The sequence below is a fragment of the Streptomyces sp. NPDC058579 genome, from assembly GCF_042718575.1.
Classification (GTDB): Bacteria; Actinomycetota; Actinomycetes; order Streptomycetales; family Streptomycetaceae; genus Streptomyces.
Window position 1 is genome coordinate 33223 of record NZ_JBHXPI010000007.1, and the last position, 18756, is coordinate 51978.

An 18756-nucleotide genomic window follows, 5' to 3' on the forward strand; every position below is an offset into this window, starting at 1 on the left:
TATCGGGCCACCCGCCTGGGCCGGGCGCCGGGCCTTGGCCGATCATGGGGGTATGAGCGACGACGTGGCACGGATCCTGGCGGCGGCGGCACGGGGGCAGTTCCCTCCGCCGGACGGTTCGACGACGGTCGTCCCCCAGCCGAGCACCCGGGACGCGGGGGTCCTCGCCTTCACCGCGCACTCGGTCGTCTTCACGGACCAGGATCCGGAGTGGGTACGGGCGGAACTGGCGGCCACGCCGAGCGATCCGCTGGCCGCCGCGATGAACCCCCGGTTCCTGCTGGCCCTGATGGCGCGTACGGGCCGTCGCATGGACTGCGTCGACCTGCTGACGGTCGCCACGGCGCTGCCCGGTGAGCCCGAGCTGCCGCTGCGGGAGATCGAGGACGCGGAGTACGGGCGCGTGGCGCGGGCGAGGAAGTACCGCGACGACGTACGGGTGTGGGCGGCCGACGGCGGCGTGCTGATCCTGGGGCGCGGGGTGGCGGGCCGCTGGGAGGCGGCGATCGAGGTGGACGAGGACGCCAGGCACCGTGGCATAGGCAAGGCCCTCGCGCTCGCCGCCCGGCACCTGACGCCGGACGACGTGGTCTGGGCGCAGCAGGCCCCGGGCAACGCCCGCAGCGTCCGGGTCTTCCAGGCCGCCGGCTTCCGCCCCGTCGCCTCCGAGGCCCTGCTGGTCGCCGGGTGACCGTCAGCCGGGCCTCCGACGGCTGACCGTCAGCCGGGCCTCCGAGGCCCTGCTGGTCGCCGGCTGACCCGTCCCGTCAGCGCAAGCTCAGGGACGCCGCTCGTCGCCGGCTGACCCGTCGCCGGGGCCTCAGCGCGGGGCCTCCGGGGCCCCGCTCGTCGCCCGCCGGCCGTCAGCGGAAGACGCCTGTGTGGCCCAGGGAGTAGCGGCCCGGTTGCGGGTAGACCGCCAGGCCGTGTGGGCCGCCGCCTACCGGGATGCGGGCCAGTTGCTTTCCGGTCCTCGTGTCGATCGCGTACACCTCGGCGTCGTAACGGCCCGACAGCCACAGCACCTTGCCGTCGGCCGAGACGCCGCCCATGTCCGGGGAGCCGCCGTCCGGCAGCCGCCACTTCTTCGTCAGCTTGTTCTGCCCGAAGTCGAAGACCGAGATCGAGCCCTCGCCGCGGTTGGGGACGTACATCTCCTTGGAGTCGCGGGAGACGTAGAGGCCGTGGGCGCCCTTGCCGGTCGGCATCAGCTGCGGGGTGGTGAACTTCTCGCCGTCCAGGACCCACATGCCGTGGGCCATCATGTCGGCGATGTAGAAGGTCTTGCCGTCCGGGGAGAGCTTCACGTCCTGCGGCATGGCGCCCTCGAACGGCAGCCTCTGCTGGCCGACGACCTTCATCTTCTCCGTGTCGACCTTCAGGAGCTCGCCCGAGAACTCGCAGGAGACGACGAAGTACCGGCCGTCGGCGGAGAAGTCGGCGTGGTTGACGCCGTAGCAGGAGACCGGGACGGTCTTCTTCCGCTCCATCGTGTGCGGGTCGCGGAAGACCAGCTCCCGGTCGAGGGAGGCCATGACGACGGCGTACTTCCCGTTGGGCGTGAAGTACAGGTTGTACGGGTCGTGGACCTCGACCGGCTTGCCCGCGACGCCGGTGGCCGGGTCGATCGGGGTGAGCGTGTGGCCCCGGTTGTTGTTGACCCAGAGGGTCTTCAGGTCCCAGGAGGGCACGACGTGCTGCGGCTGGATGCCGACCGGGATCGTCTCGACGACCTTGTACGTCGCCGGGTCGATGACCGAGACCGTGTTGGAGTTGGTGTTGGGGACGTAGATCCGGCTGGGGAAGCCCTTCACCACGGGCGACAGCTTGCCGGGGCGGTCGGCCGCGTAGACGTCGTTCGGGTCCAGGACCGGCGGCATGCCCGGCAGCCCCGCAGGGGTGGCCTTCTTCGGTACGGCGGGGAGCGCGGCGGCCTCCTCCTTGCCGCCGCCCCGGGGCTCGGGGGCCCGGTCGGCGGTGCCGCACCCGGCGAGCGCGGCGAGCAGCGCGGCGGCGAGGAGGCTCTTCGTACGCGTGGTGATCGTGCGCGTGGTGAGAGGCAGCATCAGGTCAGCAGCTCCGTGGTCGTCACCGCGCGCAGGCCGCGGCGGTCGAGGTCGGCGAGGAGGGGCGGCAGCGCGGCCAGGGTGTCCGCGTAGCCGAAGTGCAGGCTCACCACCGAGCCGGGCCGGACCCGTGCGGTGACGTTGCGGACGACAGCCGGGGCGCCGGGCGAGGTGTGGTCGAGGGAGTCGACGTCGTACGAGAGGACGTGCGGGTAGCCGGCCCGGCCGGCGGCCCGCTGGACGGCCGCGCCGGCGTGCTGGGTCCTGGAGGGCCGGAACCAGGTGCCGATGGAGCCGGTGAGGCGGCGCAGCCGGGTGGCGCAGGCGGCGATCTCGGCGTGCGCCTCGTCCTCGGTCATCGCGTTGACGTCGAGGTGGCGCTGGGTGTGGTTGCCGAGGTCGTGGCCGCCGTCCAGGACGCGGCGGGCCACGTCGGGGTACGAGTCGAGCCACTCCCCCACGGCGAGGACGGTGACCCGGGCCCCGCCCTTCTCGGCCTCGGCGAGCACGGCGCGGGCGAGGGCGGGGTCGCCCTGGCCGTGGAAGGTGAGGGCGACCCGGGGGCGGTCGCGCGGGCCGCTCGCGATCTCGACCGGCAGCCCGGGGAAGCGGCGCGGGGCCGGCGCGTCGGGCGGCCTGGGGGCGGGCGCGGGGCCCCGAGGCGCGGAGCCTCCGCGCGCGGCGTCAGGTTCCGTGCCGCAGGCGTTCGTGAGGAACCCGGCGGCGGCTCCCGCGAGGGCGGCCGCCGCACCTGCCCGGAGCGCGCCACGGCGGTCGGTGAGGGTCACGCGCCCATTAAAGAGGTGGTCTGTCCGGAAAATTACGATTGAGCCAATTCAGGACGTTTGCCAGCCCCCGCATGGCGTCCGACATGCGGACAAGTCGAGGAAACACCCGATGAACGCCATACTTATTCACCATTTACAAGGTTGGTGCTCCAGGTCACCAATGATTCATCGGCGAACCGTACCGGTTTGACCGATTTTGAACCGATAGGGACTTTTGGCGGCAAGGCCACCTGTCTGCCATAGTCGGAACCACGACCCCCATTGACCCGGGCCAGGTCGTCGAGCACCGTGGATTACACCCCCCCGATCCACGGCGCCATACACGGAAGCCCCCTCACGGGGGCTTTTGTGTATCCGGGGCCGAGAACCCTCAGCGGTCCGACACCCGCATCTCGAACCAGGTCGTCTTGCCGCGCGGCTGCAGGTCCACGCCCCAGCGGTCGGAGAGTTTGTCGACGAGGAAGAGGCCGCGGCCGCTTATGTCCAGCTCCTGCACCGGCATCAGACAGGGCAGACCGCGCGAGGGGTCTCGGACCTCGATCCGGATCCAGCCCCGGCGGCGCAGCAGCCTCAGGGCGAAGACGCGCGCACCGGTGTGCCGGACGGCGTTCCCGACGAGTTCCGAGACGAGTAAGACCGCGTGCTCCGCGATCTGCGGCGTCAGGGCCCACTGACGGAGCACCACGCACTGCGTGAGCCGGCGGGCGACGGCGGCGGACTCCGGACGGGACGGCAACCGGACGTCATCCTCGGCCGGGTTCCCGTACAACTCCAGCGCCTTCAGGGCCTGTTCGTCCTCGGCGGTCGGTACCCACCGTGCGGCGGTCGCACCGCCGTGCTGCCGCGGTTGTTCCACACCCTCCAGGCCCGCCATGCCCCCATCATGGCCGCACGGACGGAACCGCGTGGCCGTTCCGGAGGAATCCGTACACCGGAATCGACAATTCCGGGAGATTCCTCCGGCATACGCCAGCGGCAGGCGGGCTCGGCGGGCGTCAGGCGAACTTGGCCTTGCCCGGGCCCTCCTCGACGAAGCTCCGCATCCCGGTCTCCCGGTCCTCGGTCGCGAACAGGCCCGCGAACCAGGTGCGTTCGATCGCGAGGCCGGTGTCGATGTCGGCCTCCAGGCCCTGGTCGATCGCCTCCTTGGCGGCGCGCAGCGCGATGGCCGGACCCTGGGCGAGCTTCGCGGCCCAGGCGTGCGCCTGCTCGTACACCTCGGCCGCCGGGACGACACGGTCCACCAGACCGAGTGTCAGGGCCTCCTCGGCCTTGACCATACGGCCGGTGAAGATGAGGTCCTTCGCCTTGGACGGGCCGACGAGCCGGGAGAGCCGCTGGGTGCCGCCTGCGCCGGGGATCAGGCCGAGCAGGATCTCGGGCTGGCCCAGCTTGGCGTTGTCGGCGGCGATCCGGTAGTCGGCGCAGAGCGCCAGCTCGCAGCCGCCGCCCAGGGCGTAGCCGGTGATCGCGGCGACGACGGGCTTGGGGATGCGGGCGATCGCGGTGAAGGAGTCCTGGAGCGCGCGCGACCGCTTCACCATGGCCGCGTGGTCCATGACCTGCATCTCCTTGATGTCCGCGCCGGCCGCGAACACCTTCTCGCCGCCGTAGAGGATCACCGCGCGCACGTCGTCGCGGTCGGTCGCCTCCTGGGCCAGCTCGCGCAGCCGGTCCTGTACGGCGATGTCGAGGGCGTTCATCGGGGGGCGGTCGAGGCGGATCGTGCCGACGCCGTCCGCGACTTCGAGGTTCACAGTCATGGGGGCAGGTTAGTCGTGGGGGGCCTGGGGGGTGTCCCCCCAGAGAGCACAGCACGGCAAGAGGCCCGGTGCCGTTGGTCACAGCACCGGGCCCCTTGAAGAGGGAGCTACTTGATCCACTCCGACCAGGACATGTTCCAGCCGTTGAGGCCGTTGTCCGGCTGGATCTGCTTGTCCTTCGAGTTCTTGACGACGACCACGTCACCGATGAGCGAGCGGTCGTAGAACCAGGCCGCCGGGGTGGTGCCGTCGCCCGCGCCCCGCGCGTCGCGCAGGCCGACGCAGCCGTGGCTGACGTTGGCGGAGCCGAACGTCCCGGACGAGGCCCAGTAGTTGCCGTGGACGAAGGTGCCCGAGGTGGACAGGCGCATCGCGTGCGGCACGTCCTTGATGTCGTACTCGCCGCCGAAGCCGACGGTGGCGCCGTTCATCCGGGTCACCTTGTACTTCTCGCTGATGACCATCTGACCGTTGTACGTGGTCGTGGACGGCGCGCCCGCGGTGATCGGGATGGTCTTGATGATCTTGCCGTCGCGCTCGACCTTCATGGTCTTGGCGCTGGCGTCGACCGTGGAGACCTGGCGGCGGCCGATGGTGAAGGAGAGCGTCTTCTTCTGCTTGCCGTAGACACCCGGGCGGCCCTCGACGCCGTCCAGGTTCAGCTCGACCTTCACCTTGGTGCCGGCGGCCCAGTAGTTCTCCGGGCGGAAGTCGAGGCGGTCGTTGCCGAACCAGTGGCCCTCGATGTCGACGGCGGGCGTCGCGGTGACCTTGATGGCCTTCTCCACGGCCTCGGGGTCGGTGATGCCCCGGGTGAAGCGGATGGAGACCGGCATGCCGACGCCGACGGTCGAACCGTCCTCGGGCGTGTAGTGGCCGATGAAGGTGTTCTTCGGGGTCAGCGTGGTGAAGGTGGTGTCCTTGGCCGACTCGCGGCCCTCGGAGTCCTTCGCGATCGCGTGGACCTTGTACTGCGTACCGGCGGACAGGTGTCCGACGGGCTGCCAGCTGGCGCCGTCCGCCGCTATCTTGCCCTCGATCTCGGCACCCTTGGTGTCCGCGACCGTGACCGTCGTCAGCTTGCCCTGCTCGGCCGTGACCTTCAGCGCGCCGCTGGTCGCGACCGAGACGGCGCCGTCCTTCGGGGCGATCGTGACGACCGCCTGCGAGGCCGCGATCTCCTGCTTGCCGCCGCCGTCCTTGCCCGGCTCCTGCCCGCCGCCCTTGGCGCCGCCGGCGTCACCGCCACCGCACGCGGTCAGGACGAGGAGCAGCGCCCCCGTCGCCAGCGCCCCCAGGCGGGTGCCGCGGCGCCTGCGTCCGGTGGTCGCTCCGGATATCGGCTGCCCGTTCACTATGGTGTTCTCCCCTCGCACGACCCGGCTATGCCTGGGCCCCACCCCCGTGCACATCCTCTCGCGCACACAGCGTTAGATAATCACACCGGAAGACACGAAAGTTCCACGCGGATGTCACCGTTCAGTCCCAGTTCGCACGGGGTTCGGGCACTTGCCCGGGTCATCGCAGGGCCGACCCCGCCTTCCACTCCTCCCAGTCCATGTTCCAGCCTCCGAGGCCGTTGTCGGGAGCGACCTTTCGGTCACGGGAGTTGACCACCTCGACCACGTCGCCGATGAGCGTACGGTCGAAGAACCAGCCCGCCGGGGAGTCCGGGCTGCCACCCTTCTCGTCCCGCAGGCCCACACATCCGTGGCTGACGTTGGCCGAGCCGAAGGTGGCGGGCGTGGCCCAGTAGTTGCCGTGCAGGAAGGTCCCGGACTCGGTAAGACGCATCGCGTGCGGCACGTCCTTGATGTCGTACTCCCCGCCGAAGCCGACGGTCCGGCCGTCCATCCGGGTCACGTCGTAGAGCTCCGTGACCACCATCTTCCCGTTGTACGTCGTGGTCTTCGGCGCCCCGGCCGTGATGGGGATCGTCGCGAGCAGCTCGCCGTCCTTGCGCACCTCCATGGTGTGCTCGGCCGCGTCGACGAGGGAGACCTGGGAGCGCCCGACCGTGAAGCCGACGCGCTTGCTCTGGATGCCGTACACGCCCGGAGCGCCCTCGACGTCGCGCAGGGCGAGGTCGACGGTCACCTTGGTGCCGGGCCGCCAGTACTCCGCCGGGCGGAAGTCGAGCCGCTCCTTGCCGAACCAGTGGCCGACCACGTCGACCGGCGGGTCGGAGGTGACCGTGATGGCCCGCTCGACGGCCTCGCGGTTCTCGACGGCGCGGTTGAAGGAGAAGGAGACGATCATTCCGGTGCCGACAGTGGAACGGTTCTCCGGCTTGAAGTAGCCGATGAACCGGCTCTCGGGGACGACGGTGGTGAACGTGGTGTGCCGGGCGGAGCGCCGGCCGTGCGCGTCGAGCGCCACGGCGTCCACGCTGTACTTGGCCGCGAGGGCGAGCCGGGAGTCCGGCTTCGGCCGCCAGCGCAGCCCGTCCTCGCTGATCTCGCCGGTCACCTCGGCCCGCTGGGCGTCCTCGACCCGGACGACGGTGACCCGTTCGAGCCGTCCGCTGTCGACCCTGACCTCGATCGGGCCCTCGGCCGGTACGCCCTTGCTGCCGTCCTCCGGACTGACCCGGATGACATCGCCCGGGGCCCGCGCCTTCCCGGGCAGGGAGAGGTCGATCCCACCGCCGCCCTCGCCCGTGGCGGTGCAGCCCGCCACACCCGCCACCAGTGCCGCCACCGCGAGCGCGCGGCCCGCCCGCTTCCATACGTGTCTCACGACCGGCCCAACGACAGCCACCCTCCAGGGGAAACGTGCGTGCGGGTCATGTTGGGAGTACGGCCGTACGGGCAGAACAGGTGGGAGGCCCCACACGAGGAGCCGCGGCCGGGACGCCGCGGGTCCGCGCCGCGCGGGGCCCGACGAGCCGCGGGAGGCCGACAGGTGTCGAGCGCAGCCGAGCAGAAGGCGGAGGCGGTACGGGACGGAGGGGGGCCCTCCCCTGCCCCGGAACGGGCCCGGCCGCCCACGGTGTGGCAGGGCGCGGTGCGGCCGGACGCGGTGTGGCCGGGCGCGCCCACGCCCTTGGGGGCGCGCTGCCGGAGCGGGCCCGACGGGGTCACCGGCACCAACTTCGCGCTGTGGGCCGGCGGGGCGGAGGCCGTCGAGCTCTGCCTCTTCGACGCGGACGGGACCGAACGGCGGCTGCCGCTGACCGAGCTGACCCACGAGATCTGGCACGGCTTCGTGCCCGGGGTGGGCGCCGGGCAGCGGTACGGATTCCGGGTGCACGGCCGCTGGGACCCGTGGACGGGCGCCCGCTGGAACCCGGCCAAGCTGCTCCTTGACCCGTACGCGCGGGCGGTCGACGGCGACTTCACGCTGCCGCCGGAGGTGTACGGGCACGTCCGCGACTGGCCGCAGCAGCACGTGGCCGACACCGTCCGGGACGGCCGGGACTCCGCCCCGCACGTGCCGAAGGGGGTCGTCGTCCTGGACGACGACGACTGGGCGGACGACCGCAGGCCGAAGACGCCGTGGCCGGACTCGGTCATCTACGAGCTGCACGTGAAGGGGTTCACCAAGCTCCACCCGGGCATCCCCGAGGAGCTGCGCGGCACCTACGCGGGGCTCGCGCACCCGGCGGCCGTCGAGCATCTCGTACAACTCGGGGTGACGGCGGTGGAGCTGCTGCCGGTGCACCAGTTCGCGCACGAGGACCATCTGCTGCGGCGGGGGCTGCGCAACTACTGGGGGTACAACTCCATCGGCTACTTCGCCCCGCACGCCGGCTACTCCTCCTCGGGGACCACCGGGCAGCAGGTCGGCGAGTTCAAGCGGATGGTGCGGGCGCTGCACGCGGCCGGCATCGAGGTCATCCTCGACGTCGTCTACAACCACACCGCCGAGGCGGGCGAGCTGGGGCCGACGCTGTCCCTGAAGGGCATCGACAACCGCGGCTACTACCGGCTCCAGTCGGACGCCCGCCGGTACGCCGACTACACCGGCTGCGGCAACACCCTGCACGTCGTCCAGCCGCAGGTGCTACGGCTGATCACCGACTCGCTGCGGTACTGGGTGACGGAGATGGGCGTCGACGGCTTCCGCTTCGACCTGGCGGCGGCGCTCGCCCGCTCGATGCACGACGTCGACATGCTCTCCCCGTTCCTCGCGGTCATCGCCCAGGACCCGGTGCTCCGACGGGTGAAGCTGATCGCCGAGCCCTGGGACGTCGGCAACGGCGGCTATCAGGTGGGCGCGTTCCCGCCGCTGTGGACGGAGTGGAACGACCGCTACCGCGACGCGGTACGGGACTTCTGGCGCGGCGCCCTGCCCGACGTACGCGACCTCGGCTACCGCCTCTCCGGATCGAGCGACCTGTACGCGTGGGGCGGGCGGCGGCCGTACGCCTCGGTCAACTTCGTCACCGCGCACGACGGCTTCACGCTGCGGGACCTCGTGACGTACGAGCGGAAGCACAACGAGGCCAACGGGGAGGGCAACCGGGACGGCACGAACGACAACCGCGCCTGGAACTGCGGGGCGGAGGGCGAGACCGACGACCCCGTCGTGGAGGGGCTGCGGCTGCGGCAGCTGCGGAACCTGCTGACGACGCTGCTCCTGTCGACCGGGGTGCCGATGCTGGTCGCGGGCGACGAGATGGGGCGCACGCAGGGCGGCAACAACAACGCGTACTGCCAGGACAACGAGACGAGCTGGCTGGACTGGTCGCTGCCGGAGGACCCGGGGCGGCGCGAGCTGCTCGCCCTGACCCGGCGGCTGCTCGCGCTGCGGCACCGGCATCCGGTGCTGCGCCGCCGCGCGTTCTTCTCGGGCCGTCCGCAGGGCGCGGACGGGCTGCGGGACCTGGCGTGGTTCACGGCGGACGGCACGGAGATGACGGAGTCCGACTGGTACGCGCCGGCGGCCACGCTGGGCCTCTACCTCTCGGGCCGGGACATCCCGGGGCGGGACGCGCGCGGCGCCCAGGTCACCGACGACAGCTTCCTGGCGATCCTGCACGCGGGTCCGCGCCCGGCGGAGTACCGGCTGCCGGGCCCGCCGTGGGCGGAGTCGTACGAACTGGTCCTGGACACCGCACTGGAGGACCAGACGCACGCCCCGGAGACCGTGTACGAGGGCGGGGCGACGGTGACGGTGGGGGCCCGGTCGGTGTGGCTGCTGCGGGTCGGGGGGTGAGGGGGGGCGCCTGCGATCGCGGTGCGCCCGGGTGGCCGGAAAACCACATGAGCGGTGTCAGTGGTGAACCGTAGGCTCGCCCGTGATGCCCGGAGAAGATGCAGTCACCAAGAAGTCAGCCGTACGGAACCTGCTGCGCCTGTGGCCGTACGTGCGCCCCGTCCAGGGGCGGTTGGTCACGGCCGCCGTGGTCGCGATCGTCGCCTCATGTCTGTCGCTCGTCTTTCCGCTCGTCCTGAAGTGGATGGTGGACGGGCCCGTCGCCGCCGGGGATCCGGGCGGGGTGTGGCTCGGCGCGCTGTACCTGCTGCTGCTCGGGATCGCGGAGGCCGTGCTCTTCGGGCTCCGGCGGTGGCTCGTGGCGCGGCCGCTCGCCGGGGTCGAGGCGCGGATGCGGGAGGATCTGTACCGACGGCTGCAGCGGCTGCCGATCGCCTTCCACGACCGCTGGGCCTCGGGCCAGCTGCTCTCGCGCGGCACGACCGATCTGATGCTGCTCCGGATGTTCCTCGCCTTCCCGCTGACCTTCCTCGTCGTCAACGGCGTCACGATCCTGGCCGGTTTCGTGCTGCTGCTCGCCCAGGACTGGACGCTCGGGCTCCTGCTCCTGACTCCCGTGATCCCGCTGGTGGTCCTCTGCTCGCTCTTCGAGACGAAGTACTCGGTCGTCGCGCGCCGCGCCCAGGACCAGGTCGGCGATCTGACGACCGTGGTCGAGGAGAGCGTCCTCGGCATCCGGATCGTCAAGGGCTTCGGGCGCCACCGCAGCCAGGCCCTCGCGTTCCACGCGCTCGCCGAGCGGCTGCGCGGCACGGAGCTGGTCAAGGCGCGGCTGCTCGCCGGGATCTGGGCGCTCATCACGATCATCCCCGAGCTGGCGATCGGCGCCGCCCTCGTGCTCGGCACCGTCCAGGTGGCCGACGGGCAGCTGTCGGCGGGCACGCTCGTCGCCTTCCTGTCGACCGCGCTCGCGCTGCGCTGGCCGGTGGAGTCGATCGGCTTCCTGCTCGCGATGAGCCAGGAGGCGGCGACCGCGACGGAACGGTACTTCGAGGTGATGGACGAGCCGGAGGAGACGCGGGGGTCCGCCGATGTGGAGGGCCCGGCACCGGGACCGCGTGACGGGGTCCGGTTCGAGAACATCACCTTCCGCTACCCCGACGCGCCGCCGGACTCCCTTCCCGTGCTCGACCGCGTCGACCTCCACATCCGGCCGGGCGAGACCCTCGCCCTCGTCGGCGCGACCGGTTCCGGCAAGACGACGCTCACCGCCCTCGTACCGCGTCTGCACGAGGCGACCGGCGGGCGGATCCTGCTGGACGGCGAGGACATCGCGCTGATGGAGCGCGAACGGCTGCGCGGGCTCGTCGCGGTGGCCTTCGAGGAGCCGACCCTCTTCTCGTCGAGCGTCGGCGCGAACGTCCTGATGGGCGGGACGTCCTCCGGTACGGAAGCGGAGGCCGGTGAACCCGAGCTGTGGCGGGCACTCGCCGTGGCCCAGGCGGACGGCTTCGTCACGGCGCTGCCCGAGGGCGCGGACACCCAGGTCGGCGAGCAGGGGCTGAGCCTCTCCGGCGGCCAGCGCCAGCGCCTCGCCCTGGCCCGCGCGGTCGTCGGACGGCCCCGCTTCCTGGTCCTCGACGACCCGCTCTCCGCGCTCGACGTCCACACGGAGGCCCTGGTGGAGGCCGCCCTCCGCGAGGTCCTGCGCGACACCACGGCCCTGGTCGTGGCCCACCGGCCGTCGACGGTCCTGCTCGCGGACCGGGTGGCGCTCCTGTCGGAGGGCCGGGTCGCGGCGGTGGGCACCCACCACGAACTGCTCCGGAGCAACGCCGAGTACGCCTGGCTGATGTCGGGCGAGGGGGCTGAGACGCGATGACGGATCCGAAGAAGTCCGTGAACAGCAACGACTCCGGTGGCGGCGACCCCTTCGACCGGGACGACCTCCCGACCGCCCCCGGCGCCACCGGTGCCCTGCTGCGGTCGCTGCTCTCCGCGCACCGGGCGCGGGTGGCCGTCGCCGCGCTTCTGCTGCTGCTCCAGCAGGCCGCCCTGCAGGCGGGTCCTTTGCTCGTCGCGTACGCCATCGACCGGGGCGTGCCGGCCTTCCGGGACGGGGACTACGGGCCCGTCGTGGCCGTCGCCGTCGGGTACCTGATCTGTGCCGTGGCCGGCGGGCTCCTCCAGTACGCCTTCCTGCGCCGCGCCGCCCGCGTCAACCAGGACGTGCTGCTCGATCTGCGCGGGCGGATCTTCCGGCACGCGCAGGTGCTGAGCGTCGACTTCCACGAGCGGTACACCTCCGGCCGGCTCATCTCCCGCTCCACCACCGACGTGGAGTCCCTGCGGGAGCTGCTCGCCGAGGGGCTCCAGGAGCTGATCGGGGTCGTCCTCGCGTTCGTGTACATCTCGGCGATGCTGCTCTGGCTCGACCTGGGCATCGGCGCGGTCGCGGTCGCCTCCTTCGTACCGCTGTATCTGCTGGTCCGGCTCTACCAGCGGCGGGCGGCCGTCGTCTTCGCCGACCGGTCCACGGCCATCGCGGGCGTCATCGTGAAGTTCGCGGAGACGATGAACGGGATCCGGCCGGTGCGGGCGTTCCGCAGGGAGCGGGCCAACGACGCCGAGTTCGCCGGGCTCAACCAGCGGCACGAGCGCTCCAACGGCGACGCGCTCCTGGAGATGGCCCGCTATGTCATCGGCTCCCGGCTCGTCGCGAACACGGCCGTGGCGGGCATGTGCCTCTGGGGCGCGTACCGGGTCGCGGGCGGGACGCTGGAGCTGGGCGTGCTCGCGGCGGCGGTGCTCTTCATGCGGCGGCTCTACGACCCGATCGACCGGCTCGGGATGTTCCTCAACTCGTACCAGTCGGCGGCCGCCTCCCTCGGCAAGATCGCGGGGCTGCTCGCGCAGGAGCCCGGCGTCCCGGAGGCCGCCGCACCGAAGGAGCTGCCGGCGAGCGCGGGCGGGCGCCCCGGCCGCGAGGTCGTCTTCGACGGGGTGAGCTTCGCGTACCGGACCGGTGGCGAGGTGCTCCCCCGCTTCGACCTGACGATCCCGGCGGGGCAGACGGTCGCGGTGGTCGGCTCCACGGGCGCGGGCAAGTCGACGCTCGCGAAGCTCCTTGCCCGGTTCTACGACCCGACGCGGGGACGGGTGCTGCTCGACGGCGTCGATGTCCGCGAGCTGGCGACGCCCGAGCTGCGGCGGGGTGTGGTGATGGTGACCCAGGAGGCGTTCCTGTTCTCCGGGACGGTCGCCGAGAACATCGCGATCGGTCGGCCGGACGCGAGCCGCGAGGAGATCGAGCGGGCGGCGAAGGCGATCGGCGCGCACGACTTCATCGCAAGCCTCCCGGACGGCTACGACACGGACGTACGAAAGCGGGGCGGGCGGATCTCGGCGGGCCAGCGGCAGTTGGTGGCCTTCGCCCGTGCCCTGCTCGCGGACCCGGCGGTGCTGATCCTGGACGAGGCGACCAGCTCGCTGGACGTGCCGGGGGAACGGGCGGTGCAGCGGGCCATGGACACGGTGCTCGCGGGCCGCACGGCCGTCGTGATCGCCCACCGCCTCTCGACGGTCGAGATCGCGGACCGGGTCCTGGTGATGGAGGCGGGCCGGATCGTGGAGGACGGCACACCCGGCGAACTCAGCGACGGCGAGGGCCGGTTCGCGGGGCTGCACCGGGCGTGGCGGGACAGCCTGGTGGGGTGAGACGCTCTTCGTAGGGTCTGCTTCGGCACGGACGGCGGGGGCCGTGGTGACGGGGACGAGCTGGGCGACGCACGAGTGCCGGTGCGGTCATCCGCGGTTCCGGCACCGGGAGCCGACGTTCTCGGGCGCCTGCCGGACGTGCGACGACTGCCGCCGCTTCTCGACGGCGCCCCGCCGCGCACGAGGAGTCGTGCCGCTGCGGCTGGTGTTCGCACGAGGGGCTGGCGGGGCGTGAGGTGCGCAAGCCGCACCCGAGCTGCCCGAACCAGGACCCCGACTGCATCGGCGTGCACCACCTCGACGGCTGACGGACCGTCACCCGGACCGCCGGGGCAAGGGGGCGGAACGAGCCACGCCGCTACGGGATCTCGGGGCGTGGCTCGGATTCGCCCCCGGACGGTCCGAGCGAGGGCGGGGGTTCGTTCTCAACCCGTGGACGCCCTTTGAATTCGGGCCACCGCGAACACCAGGCAACCGCGTCACCATGATCGATGAAACGTCCGGTTAACGAACGCCGGGTTTCGGGCTCCGGACGATTTCCGGCCAAGTTGTTGACGCGCTCCTGACAGATTGCCGTCACGGCTGCCACTCTCTCCCCGACTCGTATGAGAGTTCGCGCTCCACAGCTCTGTTTGCACCGCCCGGACGACCCACCCAGCCGTCCGGTACCCCCCTCGCAAAAGGAGTCTGCGTGAGATCCACGCCCAGCCGTCGCGCCACCGCGACCGGCGCCCTGATCGCCGCCGCCGCCATGATCGCGGTCGGCGTCCAGTCCGGTTCCGCCACCGCCGACGACCCCGGCTTCCCCGTCGCCCCCAAGGCGCAGGCCGCCGGCCAGGCCAACCCCGGCAAGCTCCCGGCGGACCTCTCCCCCGCCCAGCGCACCGCGCTGATACGCGCGGCCGACGCGGACAAGGCGGCCACCGCCAAGTCCCTCGGGCTCGGCGCCCAGGAGAAGCTCGTCGTCCGTGACGTGGTCCAGGACCGCGACGGCACGACCCACACGCGCTACGAGCGCACGTACGCCGGACTCCCGGTCCTCGGTGGCGACCTGGTCGTCCAGGAGACCAAGGCCGGCGTCACGCAGGGCGTCACCAAGGCCTCCCGGTCCGAGCTGAAGAACGTCGACACCACCGCCGACGTCGCCCCGGCCGCCGCCGAGAAGCAGGCCGTCGCCGAGGCCAAGGCGGAGGGCTCCAAGGAGACCGCCGCCGACCGCGCCCCGCGCAAGGTCGTCTGGATGGCGCAGGGTTCGCCCGTCCTCGCGTACGAGACCGTCGTCGGCGGCCTCCAGCACGACGGCACCCCGAACGAGCTGCACGTCGTCACCGACGCCAACAGCGGCGCGAAGCTGTACGAGTGGCAGGCCGTCCACACCGGTACCGGCAACACCCAGTACAGCGGCCAGGTGACCCTCGGCACCGCGCCGTCGTACACGCTGACCGACACCGGGCGCGGCAACCACAAGACGTACAACCTCAACCGCGGCACGTCCGGCACCGGGACGCTGTTCTCCGGCGCCGACGACATCTGGGGCGACGGCACCCCGCAGAACGCGGAGACCGCGGGCGCGGACGCGCACTTCGGCGCCGGGGTCACCTGGGACTACTTCAAGAACGTGCACGGCCGCTCCGGCATCCGCGGTGACGGCGTCGGCGCGTACTCCCGGGTCCACTACGGCAACGCGTACGTCAACGCCTTCTGGCAGGACTCCTGCTTCTGCATGACGTACGGCGACGGCGCGGGCAACACCAAGCCGCTCACCTCGATCGACGTGGCCGCGCACGAGATGTCGCACGGTGTCACCTCGAACACCGCCGGCCTGGTCTACAGCGGTGAGTCCGGCGGTCTGAACGAGGCCACCTCCGACATCTTCGCGGCGGCGGTCGAGTTCTACGCCAACAACGCCTCGGACAAGGGCGACTACCTCGTCGGCGAGAAGATCGACATCCGCGGCAACGGCACCCCGCTGCGGTACATGGACAAGCCGAGCAAGGACGGCTCGTCCAAGGACGCCTGGTACTCGGGCATCGGCGGCATCGACGTCCACTACTCCTCGGGCCCGGCGAACCACTGGTACTACCTGCTCTCCGAGGGCAGCGGCGCCAAGACCGTCAACGGCGTCAACTACGACTCGCCGACCTCGGACGGCCTGCCCGTCACCGGCATCGGCCGGGACAAGGCGTCGCTGATCTGGTTCAAGGCGCTCACCACGAAGTTCAGCTCGAACACCAACTACGCCGGTGCCCGCACCGGTACGGTCGCGGTGGCCACCGAGCTGTACGGCGTCGGCAGCCCCGAGGTCCTGGCCGTCGAGCACGCCTGGGCCGGCATCAACGTGGGCTCGCGCCCCGGCGGCGGCAACCCGGGCGGGAAGGTGTTCGAGAACGCCGCTGACGTGTCCGTCCCGGACAACGGCGCCGCGGTGACCTCCACGGTCAACGTCACGGGCATCACCGGCAACGCGCCGGCCGCCCTCAAGGTGGACGTGGACATCGTCCACACCTACCGCGGTGACCTGATCGTGGACCTCGTCGCCCCCGACGGTTCGGTCTACAACCTGCACAACCGCTCGGGCGGCAGCGCGGACAACATCGTGCAGGCCTACACCGTGAACGCCTCCTCGGAGGTCGCCAACGGTGCCTGGAAGCTCCGCGTCCAGGACAAGGCCGCGATCGACACCGGTTACATCAACAGCTTCAAGCTCACCTTCCCGTAACGGCTCCCGTAACGGCGAAGTGAGTGACGGAAGCCCCGGGGGCAGCGCCCCCGGGGCTTCCCCGCGTCTGCGTAGGGTGGAACGCATGATCAGGGTGCTGCTCGCGGACGACGAGACGATGATCCGGGCCGGGGTGAAGGCGATCCTCGCCGCCGATCCGGGGATCGAGGTGGTCGCGGAGGCGGGTGACGGGCGGGAGGCCGTCGAGCTCGCGCGGCGGCATCTGCCGGACGTGGTCCTGCTCGACATCCGGATGCCCCGGCTCGACGGGCTCGGGGCGGCGGAGGAGCTGCGGCGGCTGGTGCCGGACGCGGCGGTCGTGATGCTCACGACGTTCTCGGAGGACGAGTACATCGCCCGGGCCCTCGGCTCGGGCGCCGCCGGTTTCCTGCTCAAGTCCGGTGACCCGAGGGAACTGCTCGCGGGGGTACGGGCGGTGGCGGCCGGGGCCGCGTTCCTCTCCCCCGAGGTCACCCGGCGGGTCATCGCGCACCTGCCGACCGGCCGGCTCTCCCGGGCGGCGGAGGCGCGCGAGCGCCTCGACCCGCTGACGGGCCGGGAGCGCGAGGTCGTGGCCCTGGTCGGCGCGGGCCTCTCGAACGCCGAGATCGCGGCCCGGCTGTACGTCGTCGAAGGCACCGTGAAGGCGCACGTGAGCGCGGTCCTGTCCCGGCTCGGCCTGAAGAACCGGGTCCAGCTGGCGATCCTGGCGTACGAGGCGGGGCTTGTGGAGGCGGAGAGCTGAGGGGGTTGCGGCCTCGGGCTGCCCGCCGTCATCCCGCCCTGAGGCCCTGAGCAGCCGGGCCGCAGGCCCGCGCGGCCGGGGGCGTGCACGGCGCGGGGGCGTGCACGGCGCGGGGGCGTGCACGGCGCGGGTCGGGCGTGACATGGCGGCGCCACGGTCGACGTACCTCGCGCCCACGCCGCCCCGACTTTCGTCCGGGGCGCCCGGTCTTCGTCGTCCGGCAAGCTGGGCGGATGCGCCGTGAACGACTCCGGGACCTGTTGCTCGATCTGGGCCTGTGGGGGCTGCTCGCCACCCCCGTGCTGCTGCGGCTCGACCCGAACGACGGCGGCTCCTGGGGGCAGGTCGTCGTGGGCGTCGCCGTGCTCGGTGTGGCCGTGGCGTGCTGCCGGTTCCTTCCGCTGGTCTCGCTGGGCCTCGCCGTCGCGCTGAGCCTGGCCACGTCACCGGAGCTGTTCACCCCGGCGTACGCGCTCGCGCTCGTCGTCTTCGGCTACCTCGCGGGGCGGCGGCAGCAGCGACCCGACTGGGCCGCGCCGGCCCTGTTCTCGGCGGTCGCCGCGCTCGGCTTCGCGCTCGTCCCGCTCTCGGACGGGAACGTCTCCCAGGGCTTCACCGTCGTCCTCGTCCTCGCGCTCGCGATCGTCGCGCCCTGGCTGACGGGCCGGTACGTGCGCCAGTACGCCCGGCTCGTCCGGGCCGGCTGGGAGCTGGCCGCCCGCATGGAGCGCGAGCAGGAGGCCGTCGCGGACCGGGAGCGGCTGCGTGAACGTTCCCGCATCGCGGGCGACATGCACGACTCGCTCGGCCACGACCTCGCGCTGATCGCCCTGCGGGCCGCCGCCCTGGAGGTCGATCCGGCGCTCGCGGATCGGCAGCAGGCGGCGGCCGGGGAGTTGCGGGTGGCCGCCGCCGACGCGACGGCCCGGCTGCGGGACATCATCGGGGTGCTGCGCGAGCCGGGGGCGCCGACCACGCCTGTCGGGGAGACGGTCGAGGAGGTCGTGGAGCGGGCCCGCGCGTCCGGTCTCGGCGTGGAGCTGACGCGGCGCGGGCCGGACGGCGCGACCCCGCCGATGGTCGACCGCGCGGTCCACCGCCTGGTGGTGGAGTCCCTCACGAACGCGGCCAAGCACGCACCCGGCGCCCCGGTGCGGGTCGCCTTGGAGCGCACGGCGGGAACGGTGACGGTCGCCGTCTCGAACGGGCCCGGCGCAGGAGCGAACGACGGCGCGCCACGCCGCCCGGGCGCAGGCCCCGTCGGCTCCGTTGGCGGCACCGGGCTCGTCGGGCTCGACGAGCGGGTGCGGCTGGCCGGCGGGCGGTTGAGTCATGGGGCGCGGGCGGACGGCGGGTTCGTCGTACGGGCGGTGCTGCCTCTGGAAGCCGGGGCAGCCGCGCCCGTACCGGTCCCCGCGCCCGCCTCCGTACGGGAACGGGACCGGGCGCGGCGGGAGGTGCGGCGTGGGCTCGCGCGGGCGATCTGGATCCCGCTCGCGCTGGTCGCCGCGCTCGGCGTCGTCATGCTGGCCTTCGGCCTGTGGACGCAGTCCCGGTCCTTCCTGGACCGGGACGACTACGCCGGCCTGCGTGTCGGCGCACCGCTCGCCGCCGACTCCGACGAACTCCCGCCGCATCCCCTGGACGGGCCGCCCGCCGACGCCCCGTCCGAGCCGCCCGGCATGGACGCCTGCCTGTACTACCGGGCGGCGATGACGGCCTCGGTGCCCGTCTACCGTCTCTGTCTGGTCGACGGGCGCCTCGCCGACAAGGCGATCGTGGGGTGAGCCCGCGACGG

General features: G+C 72.3%; 13 protein-coding genes. 7 read left to right on the forward strand and 6 right to left on the reverse strand.

Going from position 1 to position 18756, the window contains the following annotated elements; genetic code table 11:
* The first annotated feature begins 52 nt into the window (after positions 1-52).
* Positions 53-691: a GNAT family N-acetyltransferase gene (locus ACFWRO_RS11900; RefSeq protein ID WP_384508007.1), complete on the forward strand. Its 639-nt coding sequence runs from the start codon at positions 53-55 to the stop codon at positions 689-691.
* A gap of 172 nt (positions 692-863) precedes the next feature.
* On the opposite strand, the gene ACFWRO_RS11905 is transcribed toward ACFWRO_RS11900, so the two are convergent.
* The 6 genes from ACFWRO_RS11905 to ACFWRO_RS11930 form a co-directional block, all read right to left on the reverse strand.
* Complete coding sequence (locus ACFWRO_RS11905; protein WP_384508010.1) at positions 864-2066, reverse strand: YncE family protein; 1203 nt, start codon at positions 2064-2066, stop codon at positions 864-866.
* On the reverse strand, positions 2066-2854 hold the full coding sequence (locus tag ACFWRO_RS11910; RefSeq protein ID WP_384508013.1) for a polysaccharide deacetylase family protein: 789 nt from the start codon (positions 2852-2854) through the stop codon (positions 2066-2068). Before ACFWRO_RS11910 ends, ACFWRO_RS11905 begins: the two co-directional genes overlap by 1 nt.
* Positions 2855-3224: 370 nt before the next feature.
* Positions 3225-3728, reverse strand: coding sequence for an ATP-binding protein (locus ACFWRO_RS11915; RefSeq protein ID WP_384508016.1), 504 nt, complete (start codon positions 3726-3728; stop codon positions 3225-3227).
* 121 nt (positions 3729-3849) lie between these two features.
* A complete protein-coding gene (locus ACFWRO_RS11920) occupies positions 3850-4617 on the reverse strand; it encodes an enoyl-CoA hydratase/isomerase family protein (protein ID WP_384508019.1) in 768 nt (255 codons plus the stop codon).
* 107 nt (positions 4618-4724) lie between these two features.
* Complete coding sequence (locus ACFWRO_RS11925) at positions 4725-5972, reverse strand: Ig-like domain-containing protein (protein ID WP_384508022.1); 1248 nt, start codon at positions 5970-5972, stop codon at positions 4725-4727.
* Positions 5973-6135: 163 nt separating this feature from the next.
* Positions 6136-7356, reverse strand: coding sequence for an Ig-like domain-containing protein (locus tag ACFWRO_RS11930; RefSeq protein WP_384508025.1), 1221 nt, complete (start codon positions 7354-7356; stop codon positions 6136-6138).
* A 165-nt stretch (positions 7357-7521) separates the two neighbouring features.
* Between ACFWRO_RS11930 and glgX the strand changes: the two genes are divergently transcribed.
* From glgX to ACFWRO_RS11960, 6 genes are all read left to right on the forward strand, one after another.
* Positions 7522-9777: a glycogen debranching protein GlgX gene (gene glgX, locus ACFWRO_RS11935; RefSeq protein WP_384508028.1), complete on the forward strand. Its 2256-nt coding sequence runs from the start codon at positions 7522-7524 to the stop codon at positions 9775-9777.
* Between the two features lie 85 nt (positions 9778-9862).
* Positions 9863-11659, forward strand: a complete 1797-nt coding sequence (locus tag ACFWRO_RS11940; protein WP_384508031.1) for an ABC transporter ATP-binding protein — start codon at positions 9863-9865, stop codon at positions 11657-11659.
* A complete protein-coding gene (locus ACFWRO_RS11945) occupies positions 11656-13494 on the forward strand; it encodes an ABC transporter ATP-binding protein (protein ID WP_384508034.1) in 1839 nt (612 codons plus the stop codon). Before ACFWRO_RS11940 ends, ACFWRO_RS11945 begins: the two co-directional genes overlap by 4 nt.
* Positions 13495-14185: 691 nt before the next feature.
* The gene (locus tag ACFWRO_RS11950; protein ID WP_384508037.1) at positions 14186-16213 is read left to right on the forward strand and encodes a M4 family metallopeptidase; all 2028 of its coding nucleotides are present in this window, start codon (positions 14186-14188) and stop codon (positions 16211-16213) included.
* Between the two features lie 85 nt (positions 16214-16298).
* Positions 16299-16958 carry a response regulator gene (locus ACFWRO_RS11955; RefSeq protein WP_384508040.1) on the forward strand — a complete coding sequence of 220 codons (660 nt, stop codon included), beginning with the start codon at positions 16299-16301 and terminating at the stop codon, positions 16956-16958.
* Positions 16959-17191: 233 nt separating this feature from the next.
* Complete coding sequence (locus ACFWRO_RS11960) at positions 17192-18745, forward strand: sensor histidine kinase (RefSeq protein ID WP_384508043.1); 1554 nt, start codon at positions 17192-17194, stop codon at positions 18743-18745.
* Positions 18746-18756 lie beyond the last annotated feature (11 nt).